The organism is Ancylobacter vacuolatus (assembly GCF_030813595.1).
In the GTDB taxonomy this organism is placed as follows: domain Bacteria; phylum Pseudomonadota; class Alphaproteobacteria; order Rhizobiales; family Xanthobacteraceae; genus Ancylobacter; species Ancylobacter vacuolatus.
In genome coordinates this window covers 31,312-49,773 of the sequence record NZ_JAUSUH010000011.1, presented here as the reverse complement: position 1 = coordinate 49,773, position 18,462 = coordinate 31,312, and the positions used below count along the sequence as shown (strand labels likewise).

Below are 18,462 nucleotides of genomic sequence, written 5' to 3'. Positions count from 1 at the left end.
TAGCCTTACGTCGGAGGTTTCATGAGCAAGGTTCTCAGCGAGTTCCGCGAATTCGCGGTGAAGGGCAATGTGGTCGATCTCGCCATCGGCGTGATCATCGGCGCCGCCTTCGGCCAGATCGTGTCATCGATCGTCACCGACCTGTTCATGCCCGTCGTCGGTGCCGCCTTTGGCGGGCTGGATTTCTCCAACTACTTTGTCGGCCTGTCCTCCAGCGTCACCGCCACCTCGCTCGCTGCCGCGCGCGAGCAGGGCGCTGTGTTCGCCTATGGCCATTTCCTCACCGTGGTGATCAATTTTCTTATCATCGCCTGGATATTGTTCCTGGTCGTCAAGGGCATCAACCGGCTGCGCCGCAACGCGGCGAAGGAGCCGCCGCTGCCCGCGCCGCCGACCAAGGAGGAGGTGCTGCTGGCGGAAATCCGCGACATTCTGGCGAAGAAGGCCTGAACCGCCGCCGGCTCCGCCGCCACGCAAGGGCTGTGATGGGAACGCAAGACCGGGTAGAAGCGCGAGAGTTCCCGTCGAGTGCAGAGCGATATGACCAGCTTTACCCGCCTTGCCATTCCCGATGTCGTCCTCGTCCAGCCGGTTCGGCACGGCGATGCGCGGGGCTATTTCTGCGAGACCTACAAGAAGCCGGAATTCGACGCCTTCGGCCTCGACATCACCTTCGTGCAGGACAATGAATCGCTTTCGCGCGAGGTTGGCGTGGTGCGCGGGCTGCATTTCCAGACCCCGCCAATGGCGCAGGCCAAGCTGGTGCGGGCGGTACGCGGCGCCATCTTCGACGTCGCGGTCGACATCCGGCAGGGCTCGCCGAGCTATGGCCATTGGGTGGCGGCGACGCTGACCGCCGACGGGGGCGAGCAATTGCTGGTGCCGCACGGCTTCGCCCATGGCTTCTGCACGCTGGAGCCCGATACGCTGGTCGCCTACAAGGTCGATGCGCCTTATTCGACGGCAGACGACGCCGGCATAAGCTGGGACGACCCGGACCTTGCGATCGACTGGCCGGTGGCGGAAGGGGCGGCGATCCTCTCGGGCAAGGACCGCACGGCGCCGCTGCTGCGCGACTATGCGACGCCCTTCGTGTTCGAGCCGGCGGGAGCGTGAGGCCATGAGCGCTTCCATTCACGGCGTTCCCGCCCAGCGCATCCTCGTCACCGGCGGCGCCGGCTTCATCGGTTCGGCCGTGGTGCGCCGGCTGGTGCGGCAAGGCCGGCAGGTGCTGACCTATGACAAGCTGACCTATGCCGGCAACCTCGCCTCGCTGGGCGAGGTGCACAATCTGCCCGGCCACAGCTTCCTGCAGGCCGATATTTGCGACGGCGCGGCGTTCCGCGCCGCGCTGGCGGAGTTCCGTCCCGACCTGGTGATGCACCTCGCCGCCGAGTCGCATGTCGACCGCTCGATCGACGGGCCGGGCGACTTCATCCGCACCAATATCGTCGGCACCTACACGCTGCTGGACGAGACGCTGGCCTATTGGCGCTCCCTCGACGCCCCGGCGCGCGGGCGCTTCCGCTTCCACCACATCTCCACCGACGAGGTGTTCGGCACGCTGGGCGCGGAAGGGCTGTTCCATGAGGACACGCCCTACCAGCCCAATTCGCCCTATTCGGCCTCCAAGGCCTCCTCCGACCATCTGGTGCGGGCCTGGTTCCACACCTATGGGCTGCCGGTGGTGATGTCGAACTGCTCGAACAATTACGGCCCCTACCATTTCCCGGAAAAGCTGATCCCGCTCACCATCCTCAACGCGCTGGAAGGGGCACCGCTGCCTGTCTATGGCAAGGGCGAGAATGTGCGCGACTGGCTCTATGTCGACGACCACGCGGCGGCGCTCGACCTCATCGCCACCCGCGGGCGGCCGGGGGAGAGCTACAATGTCGGCGGCAATAATGAGCGCCGCAACATCGACGTGGTCCGCACCATCTGCGCCATCATGGACCGGGTGAGGCCCGACGCGAAAATCGGCGCGCGGGAAAAGCTCATCGCCTTCGTCACCGATCGCCCCGGCCATGATGCGCGCTACGCCATCGACGCCGGCAAGCTGCAGCGCGAACTCGGCTGGGTGCCGGCGGAGACCTTCGAGAGCGGCATCGAGAAGACCGTGCGCTGGTATCTCGACAATGCCGGCTGGTGGGAGCCGCTGAAGGCGCGCTATGCCCGCCAGCGCATCGGCCTCGCCACATGAGCCGGCTTCTGCTTCTTGGCGCCGGCGGGCAGGTGGGCCGCGAGATCGCCGGCCGGGCGGGCGAGGCCGGCCATGAGCTGGTGGCGCTCGACCATGCCGGGCTCGACATAACAGATGCCGCCGCGCTGGCGCGGGCGCTGGCGACGGCACGGCCGGAGGTGGTGATCAACGCCGCCGCCTATACGGCGGTGGACCGGGCCGAGAGCGAGCCCGAGCGGGCGCATCTCATCAACGCGGTGGCCCCCGGGCTGATCGCGCAGGCCTGCGCCGAACAGGGCGCGGCGCTAATCCACCTCTCCACCGACTACGTCTTCGACGGCACCAAGCAGGGCGCCTATGTCGAGAGCGACCCGGTCTCCCCGCTCGGCGTCTATGGCGCCACCAAGGAAGAGGGTGAGCGGGCGGTGCGGGCGGGGCTGGCGCGCCATCTCATCATCCGCACCTCCTGGGTCTATGGCATCCACGGCGCCAATTTCCTCAAGACCATGCTGCGCCTCGCCGCCGAGCGCGACCGGCTGACCATCGTCGCCGACCAGCGCGGCTGTCCCACCGCGACGCGCGACATCGCGCAGGGCCTGCTGGCCGCAGCGGCGCCTCTGGCGGCGGGGGCGCTGGCGCCGGGCACCTATCACCTCGCCGGCACCGGGGCGACGACCTGGTTCGACTTCGCCACCGCGATACTGGAGCGGGCCGGCCTGCACACCGGCCGCCATCCCGAGATCGTGCCGATCGCGACAGCGGACTATCCCACCCCGGCGCGCCGCCCGGCCAATTCGGAACTGTCGAGCGAGGCGTTCGCGCAGGCGAGCGGCATCCGCGCCGCGCCCTGGCAGGACCGTGTGGCCGAGGTGGTCGACGCGCTGCTCGCCTCTCCCGCGGGCTGATCTCACAGGACACGGACGCACATGAAGGGCATCATCCTCGCCGGCGGCTCCGGCACGCGGCTTCACCCGATCACGCTGGTGGTGTCGAAGCAGTTGCTGCCGGTCTACGACAAGCCGATGATCTATTACCCGCTGACCACGCTGATGATGGCGGGGATCCGGGACATTCTGGTCATCACCACGCCGCATGACAGCCCGCTGTTCCAGAAGCTGCTGGGCGACGGCGCGCAGTTCGGCCTGCGGCTCAGCTATGCGGTGCAGGAAAGCCCGCGCGGGCTGGCGGATGCCTTCATCGTCGGCCGCGACTTCATTGGCGACGATCCCGTCGCGCTGGTGCTCGGCGACAATCTGTTCTTCGGCCATGGCCTGCCGGAACTGCTGGCCAAGGCGGCCGCGCGCGAGGCCGGCGCCACCGTGTTCGGCTATCCGGTCAAGGACCCCGAGCGCTACGGCGTGGTCGAGATGGGCGAGGGCGGCAAGGTGCTCTCCATCGAGGAAAAGCCGGCCGTGCCGCGCTCCAATCTCGCGGTGACCGGGCTTTATTTCTACGACAACCGGGTGGTGGAGATCGCCGCCGGGCTCGCACCCTCGCCGCGCGGCGAGATCGAGATCACCGACGTCAACCGCGCCTATATGGAGAGCGGCGAGCTCAATGTGCTGATGATGGGCCGGGGCTTCGCCTGGCTCGACACCGGCACGCCGGAATCGCTGATCGAGGCGGCGCAGTTCGTGCAGATCCTGGAAAGCCGGCAGGGGCTGCGCATCGCCTCGCCGGAAGAGATCGCCTTCCGCGCCGGCTTCATCGACGCCGCCCAGCTGCGCCGCCTCGGCGAGGCGCAGAGGAAGTCGGCTTATGGCGCCTATCTGCTGCGCATCGCCGACGAGGAAGGCTGAACGGCCGCGCGCGATCCATCGTTTTCCTTCATTGCCGGCTCATCTCTTTTGATGAATCCGCGCGGGCCGCCAGATGTAGACTGGCGGCCCGCGCTTTTGCAGCTCTCCCGCCCCGCGCCCTTTTTCAGGTTCTCCCATGTCCGCCGACGCCGCGCCCTTCTTCGCCAAGCCCTCGCTGCTCGACCATATCCGCCCGCAGGCGCTCTCCCTGCCGGAAAGCGGCATTGTCGAGGTGATGAATTATGGCCGCCGGCACGAGGGGCTGATCCCGCTCTGGGCCGGCGAGGGCGATCTGCCGACCCCGGCCTTCATCAGCGAGGCGGCGACCCGTTCGCTGGCGGCGGGGGAGACCTTCTACACCTGGCAGCGCGGCATTCCCGAGCTGCGCGCCGCGCTCGCCCGCTACATGCACCGGCTCTATGGCGTGGCGGACGACCCGGAGCGCTACTACGTCACCGGCTCGGGCATGCAGGCCATTCAGGTGGCGCTGGCGCTCACCCTGTCGGCGGGCGACGAAATCCTCATCCCCTCGCCCTCCTGGCCGAACGCGGCGGCGGCGGCCGAGGTGGTCGGCGCGCGGCCGGTCTTCGTGCCGTTCTCCTTCGATGAAACACGCGGCTTCTGGCTCGATCTCGACCGGCTGGAGAGCGCGGTGACGCCGCGCACGCGGGTGATCTTCATCAATTCGCCGGCCAACCCCACCGGCTTCGTCGCTTCCCCGGACACACTGCGCGGCGTGCTCGACATCGCCCGCCGGCATGGGCTGTGGATCGTCGCCGACGAGATCTATGGCCGCTTCTTCTATGAGGCGGAGGAGGGCGGCCCGGCCCTGGCGCCGTCCTTCCACGACGTGATGGAGGAGGACGACCGCATCCTTTTCGTGCAGACCTTCTCCAAGAACTGGGCGATGACCGGCTGGCGGCTCGGCTGGATCGAGGCGCACCCCTCGCTCGGCCCGGTGCTGGAGAACCTGATCCAGTATTCGACCTCGGGCGTCGCCGCCTTCATGCAGCGGGCCGGCGTGGCGGCGCTGGAGCGCGGCGAGAGTTTCGTCGCCCACCAGATCGAGCGGGCGCGGCGCGGGCGCGACATCGTGGCGAAGGGGCTCGCCACCTCCAACCGGGTGCGCTTCGCCTCGCCGCCCGGCGCCTTCTACATGTTCTTCGGCGTCGAGGGCGAGGCGGACATGCGTGCCCTCGCGCTGAAGCTGGTCGACGAGGCGGGCATCGGCCTCGCCCCCGGCACCGCCTTCGGCCCCGGCGGGGAAAACTATATCCGCATGTGCTTTGCCCGCGGCGAGGCGCAGATGGTTGAGGCGACCGACCGGCTGGTGCGCTGGCTGCAGAAATGAGCCACCGGCAGGGCCGCACCGGCCGAAATCAGGCACAGATCGGTTGCGGCCGGCGCCCCGGCGGAGCACACTGAAATCATGAAGGATTTCGCGCCAACGTCCGATGCGCCGCACCCGCCGACCGTCTCCGAGGCGCGGCTGCTCTCGGTGCTGGACACCGCCGCCGACGGCATCATCGTCATCGACGAGCACGCCCGCATCCTCATCTTCAACAAGGCCTGCGAGAAGATGTTCGGCGTCACCACTGCCGAGGCGGTGGGGCAGAACGTCAAGCTGGTCATGCCGACCGACTATGCCCGCCAGCACGATGCCTATGTCGGCAGCTACATCCGCACCGGGGTGAAGAAGATCATCGGCATCGGCCGCGAGGTGCAGGGCCGGCATGCGGATGGCACGGTGTTTCCGCTGGAACTGTCGGTGGGCGAGGCGGCGACGCCGGACGGGCGGCAGTTCATCGGCATTTTGCGCGATCTGCGCCCGCGCAAGGAGAGCGAGCAGCGGCTCGCCGATCTGCAGAGCGAGCTGGTCCACCTCGCCCGCGTCTCCGCCATCGACGAGATGGGGGCCGCCATCGCCCATGAGCTGAACCAGCCGCTGACCGCGCTGATGCTCTATCTGCAGGCGATCCGCCGCGCCCACAGCCGGGGCATCGACATCGTCACGGTGGTCGGGGACATTCTCGACAAGGCGGCAAACGAGGCCGAGCGCGCCGGCCATATCATCCAGCGCATGCGCCAGTTCGTGGAAAAGCGCGACCCGGAGCGCCATGTGCGCCCGCTCGATCCGCTGATCGACGAGGCGATCGACCTCACCCTGCTCGGCCAGCGCCACCGCATCCGCATCGACCGCCAGACGGGCGAGAACCTGCCGCCGGTCTCGGTCGATCCGGTGCAGATCCAGCAGATCGTGGTCAATCTGGTGCGCAACGCCATCGAGGCCGCCGCCGGCGTGCCCGATCCGGCGATCGAGATCCGCACCCGCGCCAGCGACGGCAGCGTGCGGCTGGAGGTGCAGGACAACGGCCCCGGCATCGCGCCGGAGGCGCTGTCGAAGCTGTTCGAGGCGTTTGCTAGTTCAAAACGTCGCGGCATGGGGCTCGGCCTTGCGATTTCGCGGACGATCGCCCAGAACCACGGGGGAGACCTGCTGGTCGATCCCGGCGGCAATGGCAGGGGCGCGTGCTTCACGCTGGTCCTGCCGGCGGCGTCGATGCCGGACGAGGTCGGGTAAGGGGGGCCGTTGATGGCGCATCTGGGTGAGGTCTTCATCGTCGACGACGATGCTGCGGTGCGCGATGCGCTCTCGCTCGTGCTCAGCCTGGAGGGCTACCATGTGCGCGGCTTTTCCGACGGCGCGGCCTTCCTGTCGGTGGCGCGCACCCATGTGCCGTCCTGCATCGTGCTCGACGTCCACATGCCCGGCCGCTCCGGGCTCGACATCCTGAAGGAACTGGAGGCCGACCGCTACCCGGCGCCGATCTTCATCATTTCCGGCCAGGGCGACATTCCCATGGCGGTGGACGCCATCCGCCACGGCGCGCTCGACTTCATCGAGAAGCCGTTCGACGCCGACACGGTGCTGGAGCGGGTGCGCGACGCCATCGCCGCCCATGGACGGCGCGCCTCGGCCGAGCCGGGCGACCTTTTGACCGCGCATTTCCCCGGCCATGACCTGCTCACCCCGCGCGAGCGCGAAGTGCTGGTGCAGATCGCCTCCGGCGCCTCAAACAAGGAGGCGGGCCGCACGCTCGGCATCTCGCCGCGCACCATCGAGGTGCACCGCGCCCGCATCATGGAAAAGCTCGGCGCCAAGAACGCCGCCGATCTCGTGCGCATCGTGCTCAAGGACATGCGCGACTGAGCGGGTCGCGGCCGGCCGCCATGCCGGTGCAGGACGCGGCTCTCTACGCATCCCTACGAATTGCTGATGCCGCTGCACTTTCTCACTCTCGGGTTAAAAGAGTGGGAGAGAGCCCTTGCGTGTTCATGTGGTCGAGGATGATGCCGGTGTGAGCGATTCGCTCGCTCTCATCCTGCGCAATATCGGTCACACGGTGGTCTCCCACCGCGATGCGGAAAGCCTGTTCAAGGGCCCGCTGCCGACGGCGCCGGACGCGGTCATCGTCGATCTCAGCCTGCCCGGCATACCGGGCGCGCAGCTGGTGCGCTGGTTGCTCAACCTTGCCGCGCCGCCGCGGGTGGTGGTCATCACCGGCCAGTCGCAGGGTTTCATCGACCACCAGCTGCGCGGTCTGGTGCCGGATGGGGTGATGCGCAAGCCGCTCGATGTCGACGCCATCGCCCGGGTTCTGCCCCCGCTCTGACACGCCGCGCCGGCGGGAATCGGCGCGCCGGAGGGCGGTTTCCGCCGGCGCTTCCGGAAAGTCCCTTACGCAGCCCACCGAACTGTGCCGGCCCGCTTTGCCCGCTAGCTTTGCGCAAGATCAAGGGTGGAGCGATAAAGATGCGACAGATCATCGACGAACGCACCGGCGGCACCGTTCGCCCGCCCTGTGGCGCCGAGCCCCATAGCGCGCTCCATGGCCCGTCTCACGCCCCGACGATGCGGATCGCCGCCCATGTCACCGTGCTGCATGAGGGCGATCCCGCCCGCCGCATCATGGAAGTGGTCGACGGCGCTGTCATGCTGAGCAAGCTGCTCCCCGACGGGCGCCGCCAGGTGGTGGAACTGCTCGGTCCGGGCGACGTGTTCGGCCTTGCCCATGCCGATATCTATGCCTGCTCGGCCGAGACGCTCACCCCCGCCACCATCAACACCCATGACCGCAGCGCGCTGGAGCGCGACCCGGTGCTGGGCGCCCGGCTGCTGCGGCGCTTCGAGGCGCAGCTCTGCGTCATGCATTCCCACGCGCTGGTGTTGGGGCGCATGTCGGCGCTGGAGCGCGTCGCCTTCTTCCTGCTGCGGCTGATGCCGGAGACCATGGTGGGCGGCACGCTGCATCTCTCCATGACCCGGCAGGAAATCGCCGACTTCCTCGGCCTGACGCTGGAAACGGTGAGCCGGGCGTTTTCCGAGCTCAAGCGGCGCGGCCTCGTGGTGCTGCAGCGCGCCGACGAGGTCCGTATCCAGGATCGCGGCAGCATGCGCCGCCTCGCCGGGGCGCTCTGAACGCCTTCCGCGTCTCTTCCCGCCGTCCTGTCCAGAGGGCGGCGCTTCTTCCCCCTCCAGCACCTGGGCGCCCCGCTTCGCGGAGCGCCCTTTTCTTTGAGCAGGGATCGGGCGCCCCACATCGCGGGGCGCCCTTTTCTTTTGGCGGGTAGCGAAAGCGCGGATCAGACGGCGGCCGAATGGCGGGCGGCGGTCTGGCTTTGCAGCCGGTGGTCCAGCGCGGCGGCGGCGAGCCGCACGAAGGGGCGCCCGCCGGCGGTCATGGCGACGTGCTGGCCCTCCAGCGTAATCAGCCCGTCGGCGGCGAGGCCGGCGAGGCGCGGGGCGGCCTCGGCGAGGGTCGAGGGATCGAGATCAACCTCCAGGTCGCACATCAGCCGCTCGATCAGGGCGCCGCGCTGGCGGTCCTGCGCGGTGATGGCGATGCCGCGCACCGTGGCGAAGCCGCCATCATCGATGGCGCGCATATAGGAGCCGGCATCCGGCGCGTTCTGGGTAAAACCCTGGGGAAAGCGGCTGATCGCCGAGGCGCCCATGCCGATCAGCACATCGGCCTGGTCGGCGGTGTAGCCCTGGAAGTTCCGCCGCAGCTGGCCGGAGGCAGCCGCGCGGGCCAGCGTGTCGTCGGCGCGGGCGAAATGGTCGAGGCCGATGGCGACATAGCCATTGGCCAGCAGCACCTCGCGCGCGGCTTCCGACTGGTCGAGCCGCTCGGCGGCGCCGGGCAGCGAGGCCTCGTCGATCATCTTCTGATTCGCGCGCATCCACGGCACATGGGCATAGCCGAACAGAGCGAGCCGCTCCGGCGCCAGCAGTGTGGCGAGCTGGGTGGTGCGGCGGATGTCGCGCTCGCTCTGGTGCGGCAGGCCGTACATCAGGTCGAGATTGATCGAGGAAATGCCGGCCTCGCGCAGCAGGCGCATGGCGCGTTCCACCGTGGCGAAAGGTTGGATGCGCCCGATCGCCCGCTGCACATGGGCGCTGAAATCCTGCACACCGAGGCTGACGCGGTCGACCCCCATCGCGGCCAGCGCATCGGCGAGCGGCTCGTCGGTCTCGCGCGGGTCGAGCTCGAAGGCATATTCGGCGAGATGGTCGAGCTGGAAGCCCTCGGCCAGCCTTTCGCCGAGACGCTTCAGCATCGCCGGCCCCAGCAGGCTCGGCGTGCCGCCGCCCCAGGCGATGTGCGTCACGCTGCGCCCGCCAATGCGCGCGGCGACGAGGTCGATCTCGCGCTCCAGCCGCTCGGCATAGGCCGCCACCGGCTCGGCGCGGCGCGTCGCCTTGGTGGTGCAGCCGCAATAGAAGCACAGCGCCGGGCAGAACGGCACATGCAGATAGAGCGAGACGCTGGCCTGCGCCGGCAGGACGGCGAGCCAGTCGGCATGCGCGCCGGCCCGGATCGCGCCGCTAAAATGCGGCGCGGTCGGGTAGGAGGTGTAGCGGGGCACGGCCCGCTCTGCATGGATGAGCGTTGTGTTATGCATGGAGAGGATTTGACCCGAGCCGCCATTCGTCGCATTGATCCGGCGCAAATGTCGCCGCGTTGCGGGCGTTCGCGCAGGCCCTCGGGCATGCCGGGGCTCCCGCCCCAGGTTCCTGCCCGATGCCACTGCCCGCCTTCCTCTCGTCGCCTGCCGCTAAACGTTCTGCCTGGTATGGCGCGACGCTGGCCCTCGCCTTTGCCGGCGGCGCTTTCTTCGCCTTTCTCGCCATGCCGGCGGGCTGGCTCTCCGGCGCGCTGGTGGCCACCGCGCTGGCGGCGCTGCTCGGCGCGCCTGTCGGGGTGGAGAAGAACACAAGGCTCGGCGTCTACATCATCCTCGGCACCTCGATGGGCTCGGCGATCACGCCCGAAACGCTGAGCGGCATCACCGCCTGGCCGGTGACGATGGCGGTGCTGGTGGCCTCGGTGCCGGTCATGATGGTGGCGGTGATTGTCTATCTGGAGAAGGTCGCCGGCTGGGACCGGCGCAGCGCCTTCTTCGCCGCCGCGCCGGGGGCGCTCTCCACCGTGCTGGTCATGGCGGAAAGCTCGGGCGCCGACACGCGCCGGGTGGTGTTCGGCCAGTCGCTGCGGCTGTTCGTGCTGGTGGCGCTGCTGCCGGCGGCGATTGGCGGGCTCGGCCATGAGCCATCAGGCACGCTGCCGATCAACCCTGTCGTGCCGGACCTGACGAATTTTCTCGCCTCGCTCGGCGTCGGCATCTTTGGCGGGTTTCTCGCCGAGCGCAGCCGCTTTCCCGGCGGCGCCATGGTCGGCGCCATGCTGGCGAGCGCGCTGGTGCATGGCTTCGGGCTGATCGAGGGGCGGCTGCCCGACATTTTCCTCATCGTCGGCTTCGTGGTGCTGGGCGCCAATACCGGCAGCCGCTTCGCCGGCACGCGGATTTCCACCCTGCGCCACTTCCTGGTCGATTCGCTGGTGGCGCTGCTGATCGCCACCGCCGTCGCGCTGGCCTTCGCCGTGCTCGGCGCCTGGCTCGCCGACGAGCCGCTGCCCAAGGTGCTGGTGGCCTATGTGCCCGGCGCGCTGGAGGCGATGACCATCATGGCCTTCGTGCTCGGCATGGACCCGGCCTTTGTCGCCGCGCACCATCTCGTGCGCTTTCTCGGCCTCGCCCTGGCGATCCCGCTCATCGCCCGGCTGTGCTTCGGCCGGGCGGACATTCCGTCCGAGAATGTCGATATCGACAAGACCGAGCCGAAGGACTGAAGCGCGGCGGATGGCTCCGCCGCTCGCTTTCCTTCTGCGGCGGATTATTCCGCCGCTTGCCTTCGTTTCGCGGCGGCTTACTCCGCCGCACTTGGCCGAGTTTCCCGGCGGCTTACTCTGCCGCTTGCGCCCGCTTGACGAAGCCGAGCCCGAGCCGGCTCCACACATCGGTCAGCGCATGCGCCAGATGCGCGATCAGCGCGTCGTCATGGAACGGGCCAGGGGTGATGCGCAGCCGCTCCGTGCCGCGCGGCACGGTGGGGTAGTTGATCGGCTGGATATAGATGCCATGCTCTTCCAGCAGCATGTCGCTGGCCGTCTTGCAGGCCTCGGCATCGCCGACCATGATCGGCACGATATGGGTGTCGGTGACCATCTGGGGCAGGCCGGCGAGATCAAGCGCGCGCTTGACCTTGGCGACCTGCGCCTGCTGGCGGGTGCGCTCATGGGGCGAGGCCTTGAGGTGGCGCACCGAGGCCGCCGCCGCCGCCGCCACCGCCGGAGGCAGGGCGGTGGTGAAGATGAAGCCGGGCGCATAGGAGCGCACCGCGTCCATCACCGCCCGCGTGCCGGTGATGTAGCCGCCGACCACGCCAAACGCCTTGCCCAGCGTGCCTTCGATCACGTCGACCCGGTGCATGACGCCGTCGCGCTCGGCGAGGCCGGCGCCGCGCGGGCCATACATGCCCACCGCGTGCACCTCGTCGAGATAGGTCATGGCGCCGTAGCGCTCCGCGAGGTCGCAGATCGCGCCGATGGGCGAGACGTCGCCATCCATCGAATAGATGCTCTCGAACACGATCAGCTTCGGCCGGTCGCCGGCGGCGCGCAGCAGCTCTTCGAGATGGGCGAGGTCATTGTGGCGGAACACCACCTTCTCCCGCCCGGCCTGGCGCACGCCCTCGATCATCGAATTATGGTTCAGCGCGTCCGACAGGATGAGGCAGTCGGGGATGAGCTTGGCGAGCGTGGCGATGCCGGTCTGGTTGGAGACATAGCCCGAGGTGAAGACCAGCCCGGCTTCCTTGCCGTGCAAATCGGCGAGCTCGGCCTCCAGCTCGACCACGGCATGGCTGTTGCCGGAAATGTTGCGGGTGCCGCCCGCGCCCGCGCCGGCCTGCCGGGCGGTGGCGCACATCGCCTCGACCACGGCCTCATGGCAGCCCATGCCGAGATAGTCGTTGGAGCACCAGATGACGATGTCGCGCTTGCCCTCCGGCGTGTGCCAGATGGCGTGGGGGAAGCGCGCGGTGTCGCGCTCGATCTCGGCGAAGGTGCGGTAGCGGCGCTCATTCTTGAGCGTGTCGACGGCATCCTGGAAGAAGCGGGCGTAGTCCATGGCGCATCCCAACTGGGCGTCGCCGGCGAGCCAGCGAGGCACTGTGCGGGCACCATGAACTTTGGAGCCGTTCCGATCAACCCGGCAAAGCCCTGACGCGGCGATCGGGCGCGCCTATCGGAAAAGCGCCGCGCTCAACTCTGCGCGAGGGCGCGCACCTGCGCCAGCGTCAGCGGCAAAGCGGCGGCGCCGTCGAAATAGACGAAGCGCAGCGTGCGCCGGCGTGAGGTCATGGCGGCCGGCAGCGGGTCGTAGCGGAAGCTGCCGCCGCCCAGATGCGGCATCACCGCGCCGATATCGGTGGTCTCGCCGGTCTCCACCCGCAACAGGCTGACGCGCGTGCCCTCCACTGTGACCGCATCGAACGGCACGCGGGCGAGGCGCAGGAAGCTGGTCGGGTCGCTCGCGCTGGCGAAGCCTTCGACGAAGGCTTTTTCCACCAGGTCGAGATCGGGCTCGGCCGGAGCGTGGTCGCCCGCCTCGGGTGTGTGCGGCAGATGCGGCGTTTGCCACTGCGCCGCCGGGCGCGGGGAATGGCCGTGATTATGGCCATGCGCGTGGGCATGGGCGTTTGAATGGGCGTGGGAATGCGCCTCGGCATGGGAATGCCCGCCGGCGCCGTGGTCAGGGTGATGATGGTCGTGGCCGCGATGCATCGTGGTTTTCCTTTGCTTCCCTCTCCCCGTCGGGGAGAGGTGGCCCGCGAAGCGGGTCGGTGAGGGGGGGGCCGGTCTCCGCCCGTCGAAGACCCCTCACCCCAACCCTCTCCCCGTCGGGGAGAGGGAGGCTCGACCCTCAGTAACTCACCGGCTTGTCGATCATGTGCCGGTGCGAGCCCAGCTTGCCATGGGCGAGCATGGAGCCGAGCGCCTCCACCACCACGCGGGTGGCGAACAAAGCGGTGATGTCGGACGTGTCATAGGGCGGGGAAACTTCCACCACCTCCAGCCCGCACAGGCCTTCCGCCGCCACCAGGCCGAGGATCTTCAGCGCCTCGCGCGGCAGAAATCCGCCCGGTTCCGGCCAGCCGGTGCCGGGCACGAAGCCGCAATCGATGCTGTCGACGTCGAAGGAGATGTAGACCGCATCCGCATCCTTCCACGCCAGCTCCAGCGCGATCTCGGCCGCCTTCTCCAGCCCGATCTTCTCGATATCGTCGATGGTCAGCACATTGGTGCCGCGTTTCCTCGCCTCCTGCACGCCGTAGCGCGGCACCTGCCAGCCACCGATGCCGAGCTGCACCAGGTTCTTTGGCGAGACATTCGGCAGATTGGTCGCCCAATACCAGGGCGTGGTGTGCATGCGCTCGTCGAGATCCTTTTCCTGGATGTCGATATGCCGGTCGAAATGGATGATGCCGATGCGCTTCGACGTGCACTCGGCGATGCCGCGCACGCAGGGAAAGCCGATCGAATGATCGCCACCGAGCATGATCGGCAGCGCGCCGGAGGAGAAGACGTGGCTCACGCCCTTCGAGATCTGGTCGAAGCTCTTTTCCAGATTGGCGGGAATGGTGAACACGTCGCCGGCGTCGCACAGCGTCATCTGCTCGCGCAGATCGACGCCCAGCTCGTAATTATAGGGGGTGTAGAGCGCGGAGATGCGGCGGATGCCCTGCGGCCCGAAGCGGGTGCCGGGGCGGTAGGTGGTGCCGGAATCGAACGGAATGCCCAGCACGGCGGCGTCATAGCGGCCGACATCGCGGACATTCTCGACATAGGGGGCCTTCATGAAGGTGTTGATGCCGGCGAAATGCGGCAGCTCGCCGCGCGCGAAGGTCGGGATCGACTTGTCGGTGATCGAATCCGCGCCGGGCAGGCCCATGTCGAGCGCCCATTGCTGCTCCTTGCGCCAGCCATCCTCGGAGAGCTTCTCCTCCGCCTCCAGCGCCTTCCAGCCCTGCATGCCCCGGATTTCGAAATTGGGGTGATGACGGCGCTGCCGCTGCGGGGCGGGGGGAAGGCCGGCGAAGCGGCGGGTTCGCGTGAGGGAGTGACGCATGCTGGACGGGTGAGGCATGTCCTGTCTCCATTCGTCGAAGGGCCTTGACGGCCCTCGCGTGGAGACCCCGGCGCGCACGCGGAAGGGTCTTCGCCGCGAATGCCGCCGCGCGAGCCTCCCGGGCTTTTGTCCCGCCGTGGACCGGGCCCTGTCAGGCGTGCCCGGCTGCCCCTCTCGGACCAGCGTGCTGCGACAGCGTCACGGCACCGGAACCCTAGGGACATTTGCGATGAGGTTAGATCGGTCCGGCGCCGGGGAGAAGCCCCGATAAGCGGCAATTGCCCGCGCCGGCGCCGAAAGTTCGGGCGCTTTATTTGGTGCCGATTTGCTTGGTGCCCATTACTTGGTGCCGAAGATGCGGTCGCCGGCGTCGCCGATGCCCGGCACGATATAGCCGTGGTCATTGAGGTGACTGTCGACCGCCGCCGTATAGACCGGCACGTCGGGATGGGCGTCGTGCAGCGTCTTCAGCCCTTCCGGCGCGGCGATGAGGCAGACGAACTTCACCGACTGGCAGCCGGCCGCCTTTACTTCCGACACCGCCGCCGCCGCTGAATTGCCGGTGGCCAGCATCGGGTCGAGGATGATGGCGGTGCGCTCGGAAATGTCGCGCGGCAGTTTCAGATAATATTCCACCGCCGCCAGCGACACCGGGTCGCGATAGAGCCCGACATGGCCGACCCGCGCGGCGGGCAGGATTTCCAGCATGCCTTCCAGAATGCCGCCGCCGGCGCGCAGCACCGAGACGAGGCACAGCTTCTTGCCGGCGAGGATCGGCGCCTGCATCGTCGTCAGCGGCGTCTCGATCTCGGTCATCTCGGTCGGCATGTCGCGCGTCACCTCATAGGCCAGCAGCATGCTGATCTCGCGCAGCAGCAGCCGGAACTCGTTGGCCGGGGTGCGCGAGCGGCGCATGAGGGTCAGCTTGTGCTGGATCAGCGGGTGGTCGACGACGACAATGTTCGGCGGCAGGGCGGCCTTGGGGCTGGTGGGCGCGTTCATCTCGGCGTCGTCCTCGGGGTGGGAGCGGTCTCCGGCAATTTGCCGGAGCCTGCAATTGGCGGCAGGATAGCGCGAAATCCGATACAAGAAACGGACCATCCCGTCCGTTTTTCCTCCGGCCGGCGCGACGCCCCCCTTGCGGAAGCCGCGTTTTCACGCTCACATACGTTGCTTCCAGGACGCCGGCGATGTCCGCCGGACGCGAAGCGAGCCAATCATGTCCGTCAATGCCAGTGCAGGCGGTCGTTCCCGCAATCATATCGTCCTCACCTCCCATGGCGCGCCCACCGGCGTCGCCGCTGACGGCCCGGTGCTGAACTGGGGCGCGCCTGACCCCGCCTTGCGCGGCCCTGTCGTCGCTACCCTCACCGAGATGAAGCGGCGCAACGCCATCGGCACCCATGCCGGCGGCTATGCGGTCTATCGCGCGCTGGCCATCGCGGCCGGGGCGCTGCCGGCTGATTTCAAGGCCGACCTCACCAACACCGCCCCCTCCGACATTATCGGCCCGCATCCGCAATGGGGCGACCCGGGCAAGATCGTCTCGCTCGATCCGTTCGGCCATATGATCGGCGAGGCTTTCGGCGCCGAGGTGGCGGCGGGGCTGGATGTGCGCCCGAGCATCGCCATCACCCGCGCCCATATCGACATGCCGGAGATCCGCGACGCGCTGCGCGCCGGCCGGCTGAAGATCGACGGCGACATCATCGGGCCGAAGGGCGATGTGCGCGTGACCAAGGCGGCGATCGAGCCGGTGTGGTATTTGCCGGGCATCGCCGCGCGCTTCGGCGTCAGCGAGGGCGCGCTGCGCCGGGCGCTTTTCGAGCATACGGGGGGCATGTTCCCCGAGCTGGTGACGCGCGGCGATCTCAAGGTGTTCCTGCCGCCGATCGGGGGCATGACGCTGTATCTGTTCGGCGACCCGTCCAGGATCGGCGACGGCGTCACCCCGCTCGCCTGCCGGGTGCATGACGAGTGCAACGGCTCGGACGTTTTTTCCTCCGACATCTGCACCTGCCGGCCCTATCTCGCCCATGGCATCGAGATCTGCGTGGAGATGGCGCAGCAGGGCGGCGTCGGCCTCGTGGTCTATAACCGCAAGGAGGGCCGGGCGCTGGGCGAGGTGACGAAGTTCCTCGTCTACAACGCCCGCAAGCGGCAGGAGGGCGGCGACCTGCCCGAAACCTATTTCAAGCGCACCGAATGCGTCGCCGGCGTGCAGGACATGCGCTTTCAGGAACTGATGCCGGACGTGTTCCACTGGCTCGGCATCACCAGGATCGACCGCTTCGCCTCGATGAGCGACATGAAGTTCAACGCGCTGGAGCGCGCCGGCATCGAGGTCGGTGAGCGGGTGGCGATCCCCGAAGAGCTGATCCCGCTCGACGCCCGCGTCGAGATGGAGGCGAAGGTCTCCGCCGGCTATTTCAGCGGCGGTTTCCAGAGCCAGTTCGACGCCACGCAGGGCCGGGCGCTGGAGGAGTAGGGGGCTCTTTGTCCTACAACGCCACGTCATCCTGAGGTGCCCGGCGCACGCCGGGCCTCGAAGGATGGTCATCGCAGAGCTGCCTAAGAGAACATCCTTCGAGGCTCGCTGCGCTCGCACCTCAGGATGACGTCGCTCCGGGGAGGACGTCGCAGAAAGAAAGTACCGCATGACCCCGCCCCAGAGCGTACCCCCCGAACTCGCCGCCCTGCGCTCGCCCGCCGCCGTGCGGGCCCGCAGCCATCAGGTGCTTGATTATGTGCAGGCCGGGCGCTCGCCGCATTTCACGCTCGATCTCGCCGCGCTGGACGCGGTGGCGGATTATGTGGCCGGGGTGACGCGGCAGGACTATCCCGGCCTCGACATCCCCTATCACAGCCGCTGGCGGCACTTCGATGCCGGCGGGGTGGCGCGCTGGCAGGCTCTGGCCGGGCGGCTGGAGGGCGTGGACGCCGCCGAGCGGGCCCGCACCATGATCGACCTCGCCGTCGTCAGCGTGCTGCTCGACGCCGGGGCCGGGGACGCCTGGCGCTACCATGAAGAGGACACGGGCCTCACCATCGGCCGCTCGGAGGGGCTGGCGGTGGCGAGCGTGAACATGTTCGCGGCCGGCGGCTTCTCGACCGACCCCAGCCAGCCTTTGCGCGCCGACGCGGCCGTGCTGGTCGCGCTCGATGCGGGCACGCTCGGTCGGTTCTTCCAGGTGTCGGAGGAGAATCCGCTCGTGGGTCTCGCCGGCCGGGCGGCGCTGTTGAACCGGCTCGGCGCGGCGGTGGCGGCGCGGCCGGATATTTTCGGGCCGGGCGGGCGGCCGGGCCGGCTCTACGACACGCTGGCGCCGCAGGCGCGGATCGGCCGCCTGCCGGCCGAGGCGATTCTCAAGGCGCTGCTCGACGGGCTCTCAATCATTTGGCCCTCGGGGCTGGAAGTGGCGGGCGTGGCGCTGGGCGATGTCGGGCGCCACCCGGCGGTACGAGTCGACGATCTCTCCGACCAGCTCGTGCCCTTCCACAAGCTGTCGCAATGGCTGACCTATTCGCTGCTGGAGCCGTTCGAAGCGTCGGGCCTCGCCATCACCGAACTCGACGCGCTCACCGCCCTACCGGAATACCGCAATGGCGGCCTGCTGATCGATCTTGGCGTGATCATGCCGCGCGCCCCGCTCGATCCGGCGGTGAAGCACCGGGTCGAATCCGAGATGGTGGTGGAATGGCGGGCGCTCACCGTGGCGCTGATGGACGGGCTCGCCGACCGGGTGCGCGAGCGGCTCGGCCTCGATGCGTCGGAATTTCCGCTCGCCAAGCTGCTGCAGGGCGGCACCTGGACGGCGGGACGGCGCATCGCCGCCGAGCGCCGTCCGCCCGCCGGCCCGCCGCCGCTCGCCATCGACGCCGACGGCACGGTGTTCTGAGGGCGTACCCCCTCACCCCGTCGGGGAGACGGCTGGGGTGAGGGGCGTG

The 18,462-nt window shown here is 68.6% G+C and carries 18 protein-coding genes and 1 riboswitch; of the genes, 13 read left to right on the top strand and 5 right to left on the bottom strand.

Translation table 11 applies throughout. The features are described 5' to 3' along the window. Window positions 1–21 precede the first annotated feature (21 nt). The 10 genes from mscL (at window position 22) to J2S76_RS19395 (ending at window position 8,458) form a co-directional block, all read left to right on the top strand. Complete coding sequence (gene mscL / locus J2S76_RS19440; RefSeq protein WP_307063169.1) at window positions 22–450, top strand: large conductance mechanosensitive channel protein MscL; 429 nt, start codon at window positions 22–24, stop codon at window positions 448–450. Window positions 451–540: 90 nt separating this feature from the next. Next, the gene (rfbC, locus tag J2S76_RS19435) at window positions 541–1,116 is read left to right on the top strand and encodes a dTDP-4-dehydrorhamnose 3,5-epimerase (RefSeq protein ID WP_307063167.1); all 576 of its coding nucleotides are present in this window, start codon (window positions 541–543) and stop codon (window positions 1,114–1,116) included. Window positions 1,117–1,120: 4 nt separating this feature from the next. Beyond that, window positions 1,121–2,200, top strand: coding sequence for a dTDP-glucose 4,6-dehydratase (gene rfbB / locus J2S76_RS19430; protein ID WP_307063165.1), 1,080 nt, complete (start codon window positions 1,121–1,123; stop codon window positions 2,198–2,200). Next, window positions 2,197–3,084: a dTDP-4-dehydrorhamnose reductase gene (gene rfbD / locus J2S76_RS19425; RefSeq protein WP_307063163.1), complete on the top strand. Its 888-nt coding sequence runs from the start codon at window positions 2,197–2,199 to the stop codon at window positions 3,082–3,084. Before rfbB ends, rfbD begins: the two co-directional genes overlap by 4 nt. A 21-nt stretch (window positions 3,085–3,105) precedes the next feature. After that, entirely contained in the window at window positions 3,106–3,978 is an 873-nt protein-coding gene (gene rfbA / locus J2S76_RS19420; RefSeq protein WP_307063161.1) for a glucose-1-phosphate thymidylyltransferase RfbA, read from the top strand. Between the two features lie 136 nt (window positions 3,979–4,114). After that, window positions 4,115–5,329: a pyridoxal phosphate-dependent aminotransferase gene (locus J2S76_RS19415; RefSeq protein WP_307063159.1), complete on the top strand. Its 1,215-nt coding sequence runs from the start codon at window positions 4,115–4,117 to the stop codon at window positions 5,327–5,329. 78 nt (window positions 5,330–5,407) lie between these two features. Then, entirely contained in the window at window positions 5,408–6,559 is a 1,152-nt protein-coding gene (locus J2S76_RS19410) for a PAS domain-containing sensor histidine kinase (RefSeq protein WP_307063157.1), read from the top strand. A 12-nt stretch (window positions 6,560–6,571) separates the two neighbouring features. Next, window positions 6,572–7,189 (top strand): response regulator transcription factor, encoded by a 618-nt coding sequence (locus tag J2S76_RS19405; protein WP_018389128.1) that lies wholly within the window; start codon window positions 6,572–6,574, stop codon window positions 7,187–7,189. Window positions 7,190–7,304: 115 nt separating this feature from the next. Then, window positions 7,305–7,652: a response regulator gene (locus J2S76_RS19400; protein WP_307063155.1), complete on the top strand. Its 348-nt coding sequence runs from the start codon at window positions 7,305–7,307 to the stop codon at window positions 7,650–7,652. Between the two features lie 140 nt (window positions 7,653–7,792). Continuing rightward, the gene (locus J2S76_RS19395; RefSeq protein ID WP_307063153.1) at window positions 7,793–8,458 is read left to right on the top strand and encodes a Crp/Fnr family transcriptional regulator; all 666 of its coding nucleotides are present in this window, start codon (window positions 7,793–7,795) and stop codon (window positions 8,456–8,458) included. A gap of 164 nt (window positions 8,459–8,622) precedes the next feature. Here J2S76_RS19395 and hemN read toward each other — a convergent pair whose 3' ends face one another. Then, window positions 8,623–9,945: an oxygen-independent coproporphyrinogen III oxidase gene (gene hemN / locus J2S76_RS19390; RefSeq protein ID WP_307063151.1), complete on the bottom strand. Its 1,323-nt coding sequence runs from the start codon at window positions 9,943–9,945 to the stop codon at window positions 8,623–8,625. Between the two features lie 119 nt (window positions 9,946–10,064). Here hemN and J2S76_RS19385 point away from each other — a divergent pair, with 119 nt between their 5' ends. Beyond that, complete coding sequence (locus J2S76_RS19385) at window positions 10,065–11,174, top strand: AbrB family transcriptional regulator (protein WP_307063149.1); 1,110 nt, start codon at window positions 10,065–10,067, stop codon at window positions 11,172–11,174. Between the two features lie 112 nt (window positions 11,175–11,286). Here J2S76_RS19385 and hemA read toward each other — a convergent pair whose 3' ends face one another. From hemA to upp, 4 genes are all read right to left on the bottom strand, one after another. After that, on the bottom strand, window positions 11,287–12,513 hold the full coding sequence (gene hemA / locus J2S76_RS19380) for a 5-aminolevulinate synthase (RefSeq protein ID WP_307063147.1): 1,227 nt from the start codon (window positions 12,511–12,513) through the stop codon (window positions 11,287–11,289). A 134-nt stretch (window positions 12,514–12,647) separates the two neighbouring features. Then, window positions 12,648–13,169 carry a hypothetical protein gene (locus J2S76_RS19375; protein WP_307063146.1) on the bottom strand — a complete coding sequence of 174 codons (522 nt, stop codon included), beginning with the start codon at window positions 13,167–13,169 and terminating at the stop codon, window positions 12,648–12,650. A 139-nt stretch (window positions 13,170–13,308) separates the two neighbouring features. Then, entirely contained in the window at window positions 13,309–14,514 is a 1,206-nt protein-coding gene (locus J2S76_RS19370) for an agmatinase family protein (protein ID WP_307063452.1), read from the bottom strand. Between the two features lie 113 nt (window positions 14,515–14,627). Further along, window positions 14,628–14,743: riboswitch (guanidine-I (ykkC/yxkD leader) on the bottom strand. A 110-nt stretch (window positions 14,744–14,853) separates the two neighbouring features. Beyond that, window positions 14,854–15,516 (bottom strand): uracil phosphoribosyltransferase, encoded by a 663-nt coding sequence (gene upp / locus J2S76_RS19365; protein WP_018389136.1) that lies wholly within the window; start codon window positions 15,514–15,516, stop codon window positions 14,854–14,856. Between the two features lie 217 nt (window positions 15,517–15,733). Here upp and J2S76_RS19360 point away from each other — a divergent pair, with 217 nt between their 5' ends. After that, entirely contained in the window at window positions 15,734–17,002 is a 1,269-nt protein-coding gene (locus J2S76_RS19360) for a GTP cyclohydrolase II (RefSeq protein WP_307063142.1), read from the top strand. A 169-nt stretch (window positions 17,003–17,171) separates the two neighbouring features. Continuing rightward, window positions 17,172–18,413: a URC4/urg3 family protein gene (locus tag J2S76_RS19355; RefSeq protein WP_307063141.1), complete on the top strand. Its 1,242-nt coding sequence runs from the start codon at window positions 17,172–17,174 to the stop codon at window positions 18,411–18,413. The last annotated feature ends 49 nt before the right edge of the window (window positions 18,414–18,462 follow it).

Excerpts from the sequence above, each read along its gene's own strand:
- mscL (WP_307063169.1), top strand. The coding sequence starts at position 22 with ATGAGCAAGGTTCTCAGCGAGTTCCGCGAATTCGCGGTGAAGGGCAAT.
- rfbC (WP_307063167.1), top strand. The coding sequence starts at position 541 with ATGACCAGCTTTACCCGCCTTGCCATTCCCGATGTCGTCCTCGTCCAG.
- rfbB (WP_307063165.1), top strand. The coding sequence starts at position 1,121 with ATGAGCGCTTCCATTCACGGCGTTCCCGCCCAGCGCATCCTCGTCACC.
- rfbD (WP_307063163.1), top strand. The coding sequence starts at position 2,197 with ATGAGCCGGCTTCTGCTTCTTGGCGCCGGCGGGCAGGTGGGCCGCGAG.
- rfbA (WP_307063161.1), top strand. The coding sequence starts at position 3,106 with ATGAAGGGCATCATCCTCGCCGGCGGCTCCGGCACGCGGCTTCACCCG.
- J2S76_RS19415 (WP_307063159.1), top strand. The coding sequence starts at position 4,115 with ATGTCCGCCGACGCCGCGCCCTTCTTCGCCAAGCCCTCGCTGCTCGAC.
- J2S76_RS19410 (WP_307063157.1), top strand. The coding sequence starts at position 5,408 with ATGAAGGATTTCGCGCCAACGTCCGATGCGCCGCACCCGCCGACCGTC.
- J2S76_RS19405 (WP_018389128.1), top strand. The coding sequence starts at position 6,572 with ATGGCGCATCTGGGTGAGGTCTTCATCGTCGACGACGATGCTGCGGTG.
- J2S76_RS19395 (WP_307063153.1), top strand. The coding sequence starts at position 7,793 with ATGCGACAGATCATCGACGAACGCACCGGCGGCACCGTTCGCCCGCCC.
- hemN (WP_307063151.1), bottom strand. The coding sequence starts at position 9,945 with ATGCATAACACAACGCTCATCCATGCAGAGCGGGCCGTGCCCCGCTAC.
- J2S76_RS19385 (WP_307063149.1), top strand. The coding sequence starts at position 10,065 with ATGCCACTGCCCGCCTTCCTCTCGTCGCCTGCCGCTAAACGTTCTGCC.
- hemA (WP_307063147.1), bottom strand. The coding sequence starts at position 12,513 with ATGGACTACGCCCGCTTCTTCCAGGATGCCGTCGACACGCTCAAGAAT.
- J2S76_RS19375 (WP_307063146.1), bottom strand. The coding sequence starts at position 13,169 with ATGCATCGCGGCCACGACCATCATCACCCTGACCACGGCGCCGGCGGG.
- J2S76_RS19370 (WP_307063452.1), bottom strand. The coding sequence starts at position 14,514 with ATGCGTCACTCCCTCACGCGAACCCGCCGCTTCGCCGGCCTTCCCCCC.
- upp (WP_018389136.1), bottom strand. The coding sequence starts at position 15,516 with ATGAACGCGCCCACCAGCCCCAAGGCCGCCCTGCCGCCGAACATTGTC.
- J2S76_RS19360 (WP_307063142.1), top strand. The coding sequence starts at position 15,734 with ATGTCCGTCAATGCCAGTGCAGGCGGTCGTTCCCGCAATCATATCGTC.
- J2S76_RS19355 (WP_307063141.1), top strand. The coding sequence starts at position 17,172 with ATGACCCCGCCCCAGAGCGTACCCCCCGAACTCGCCGCCCTGCGCTCG.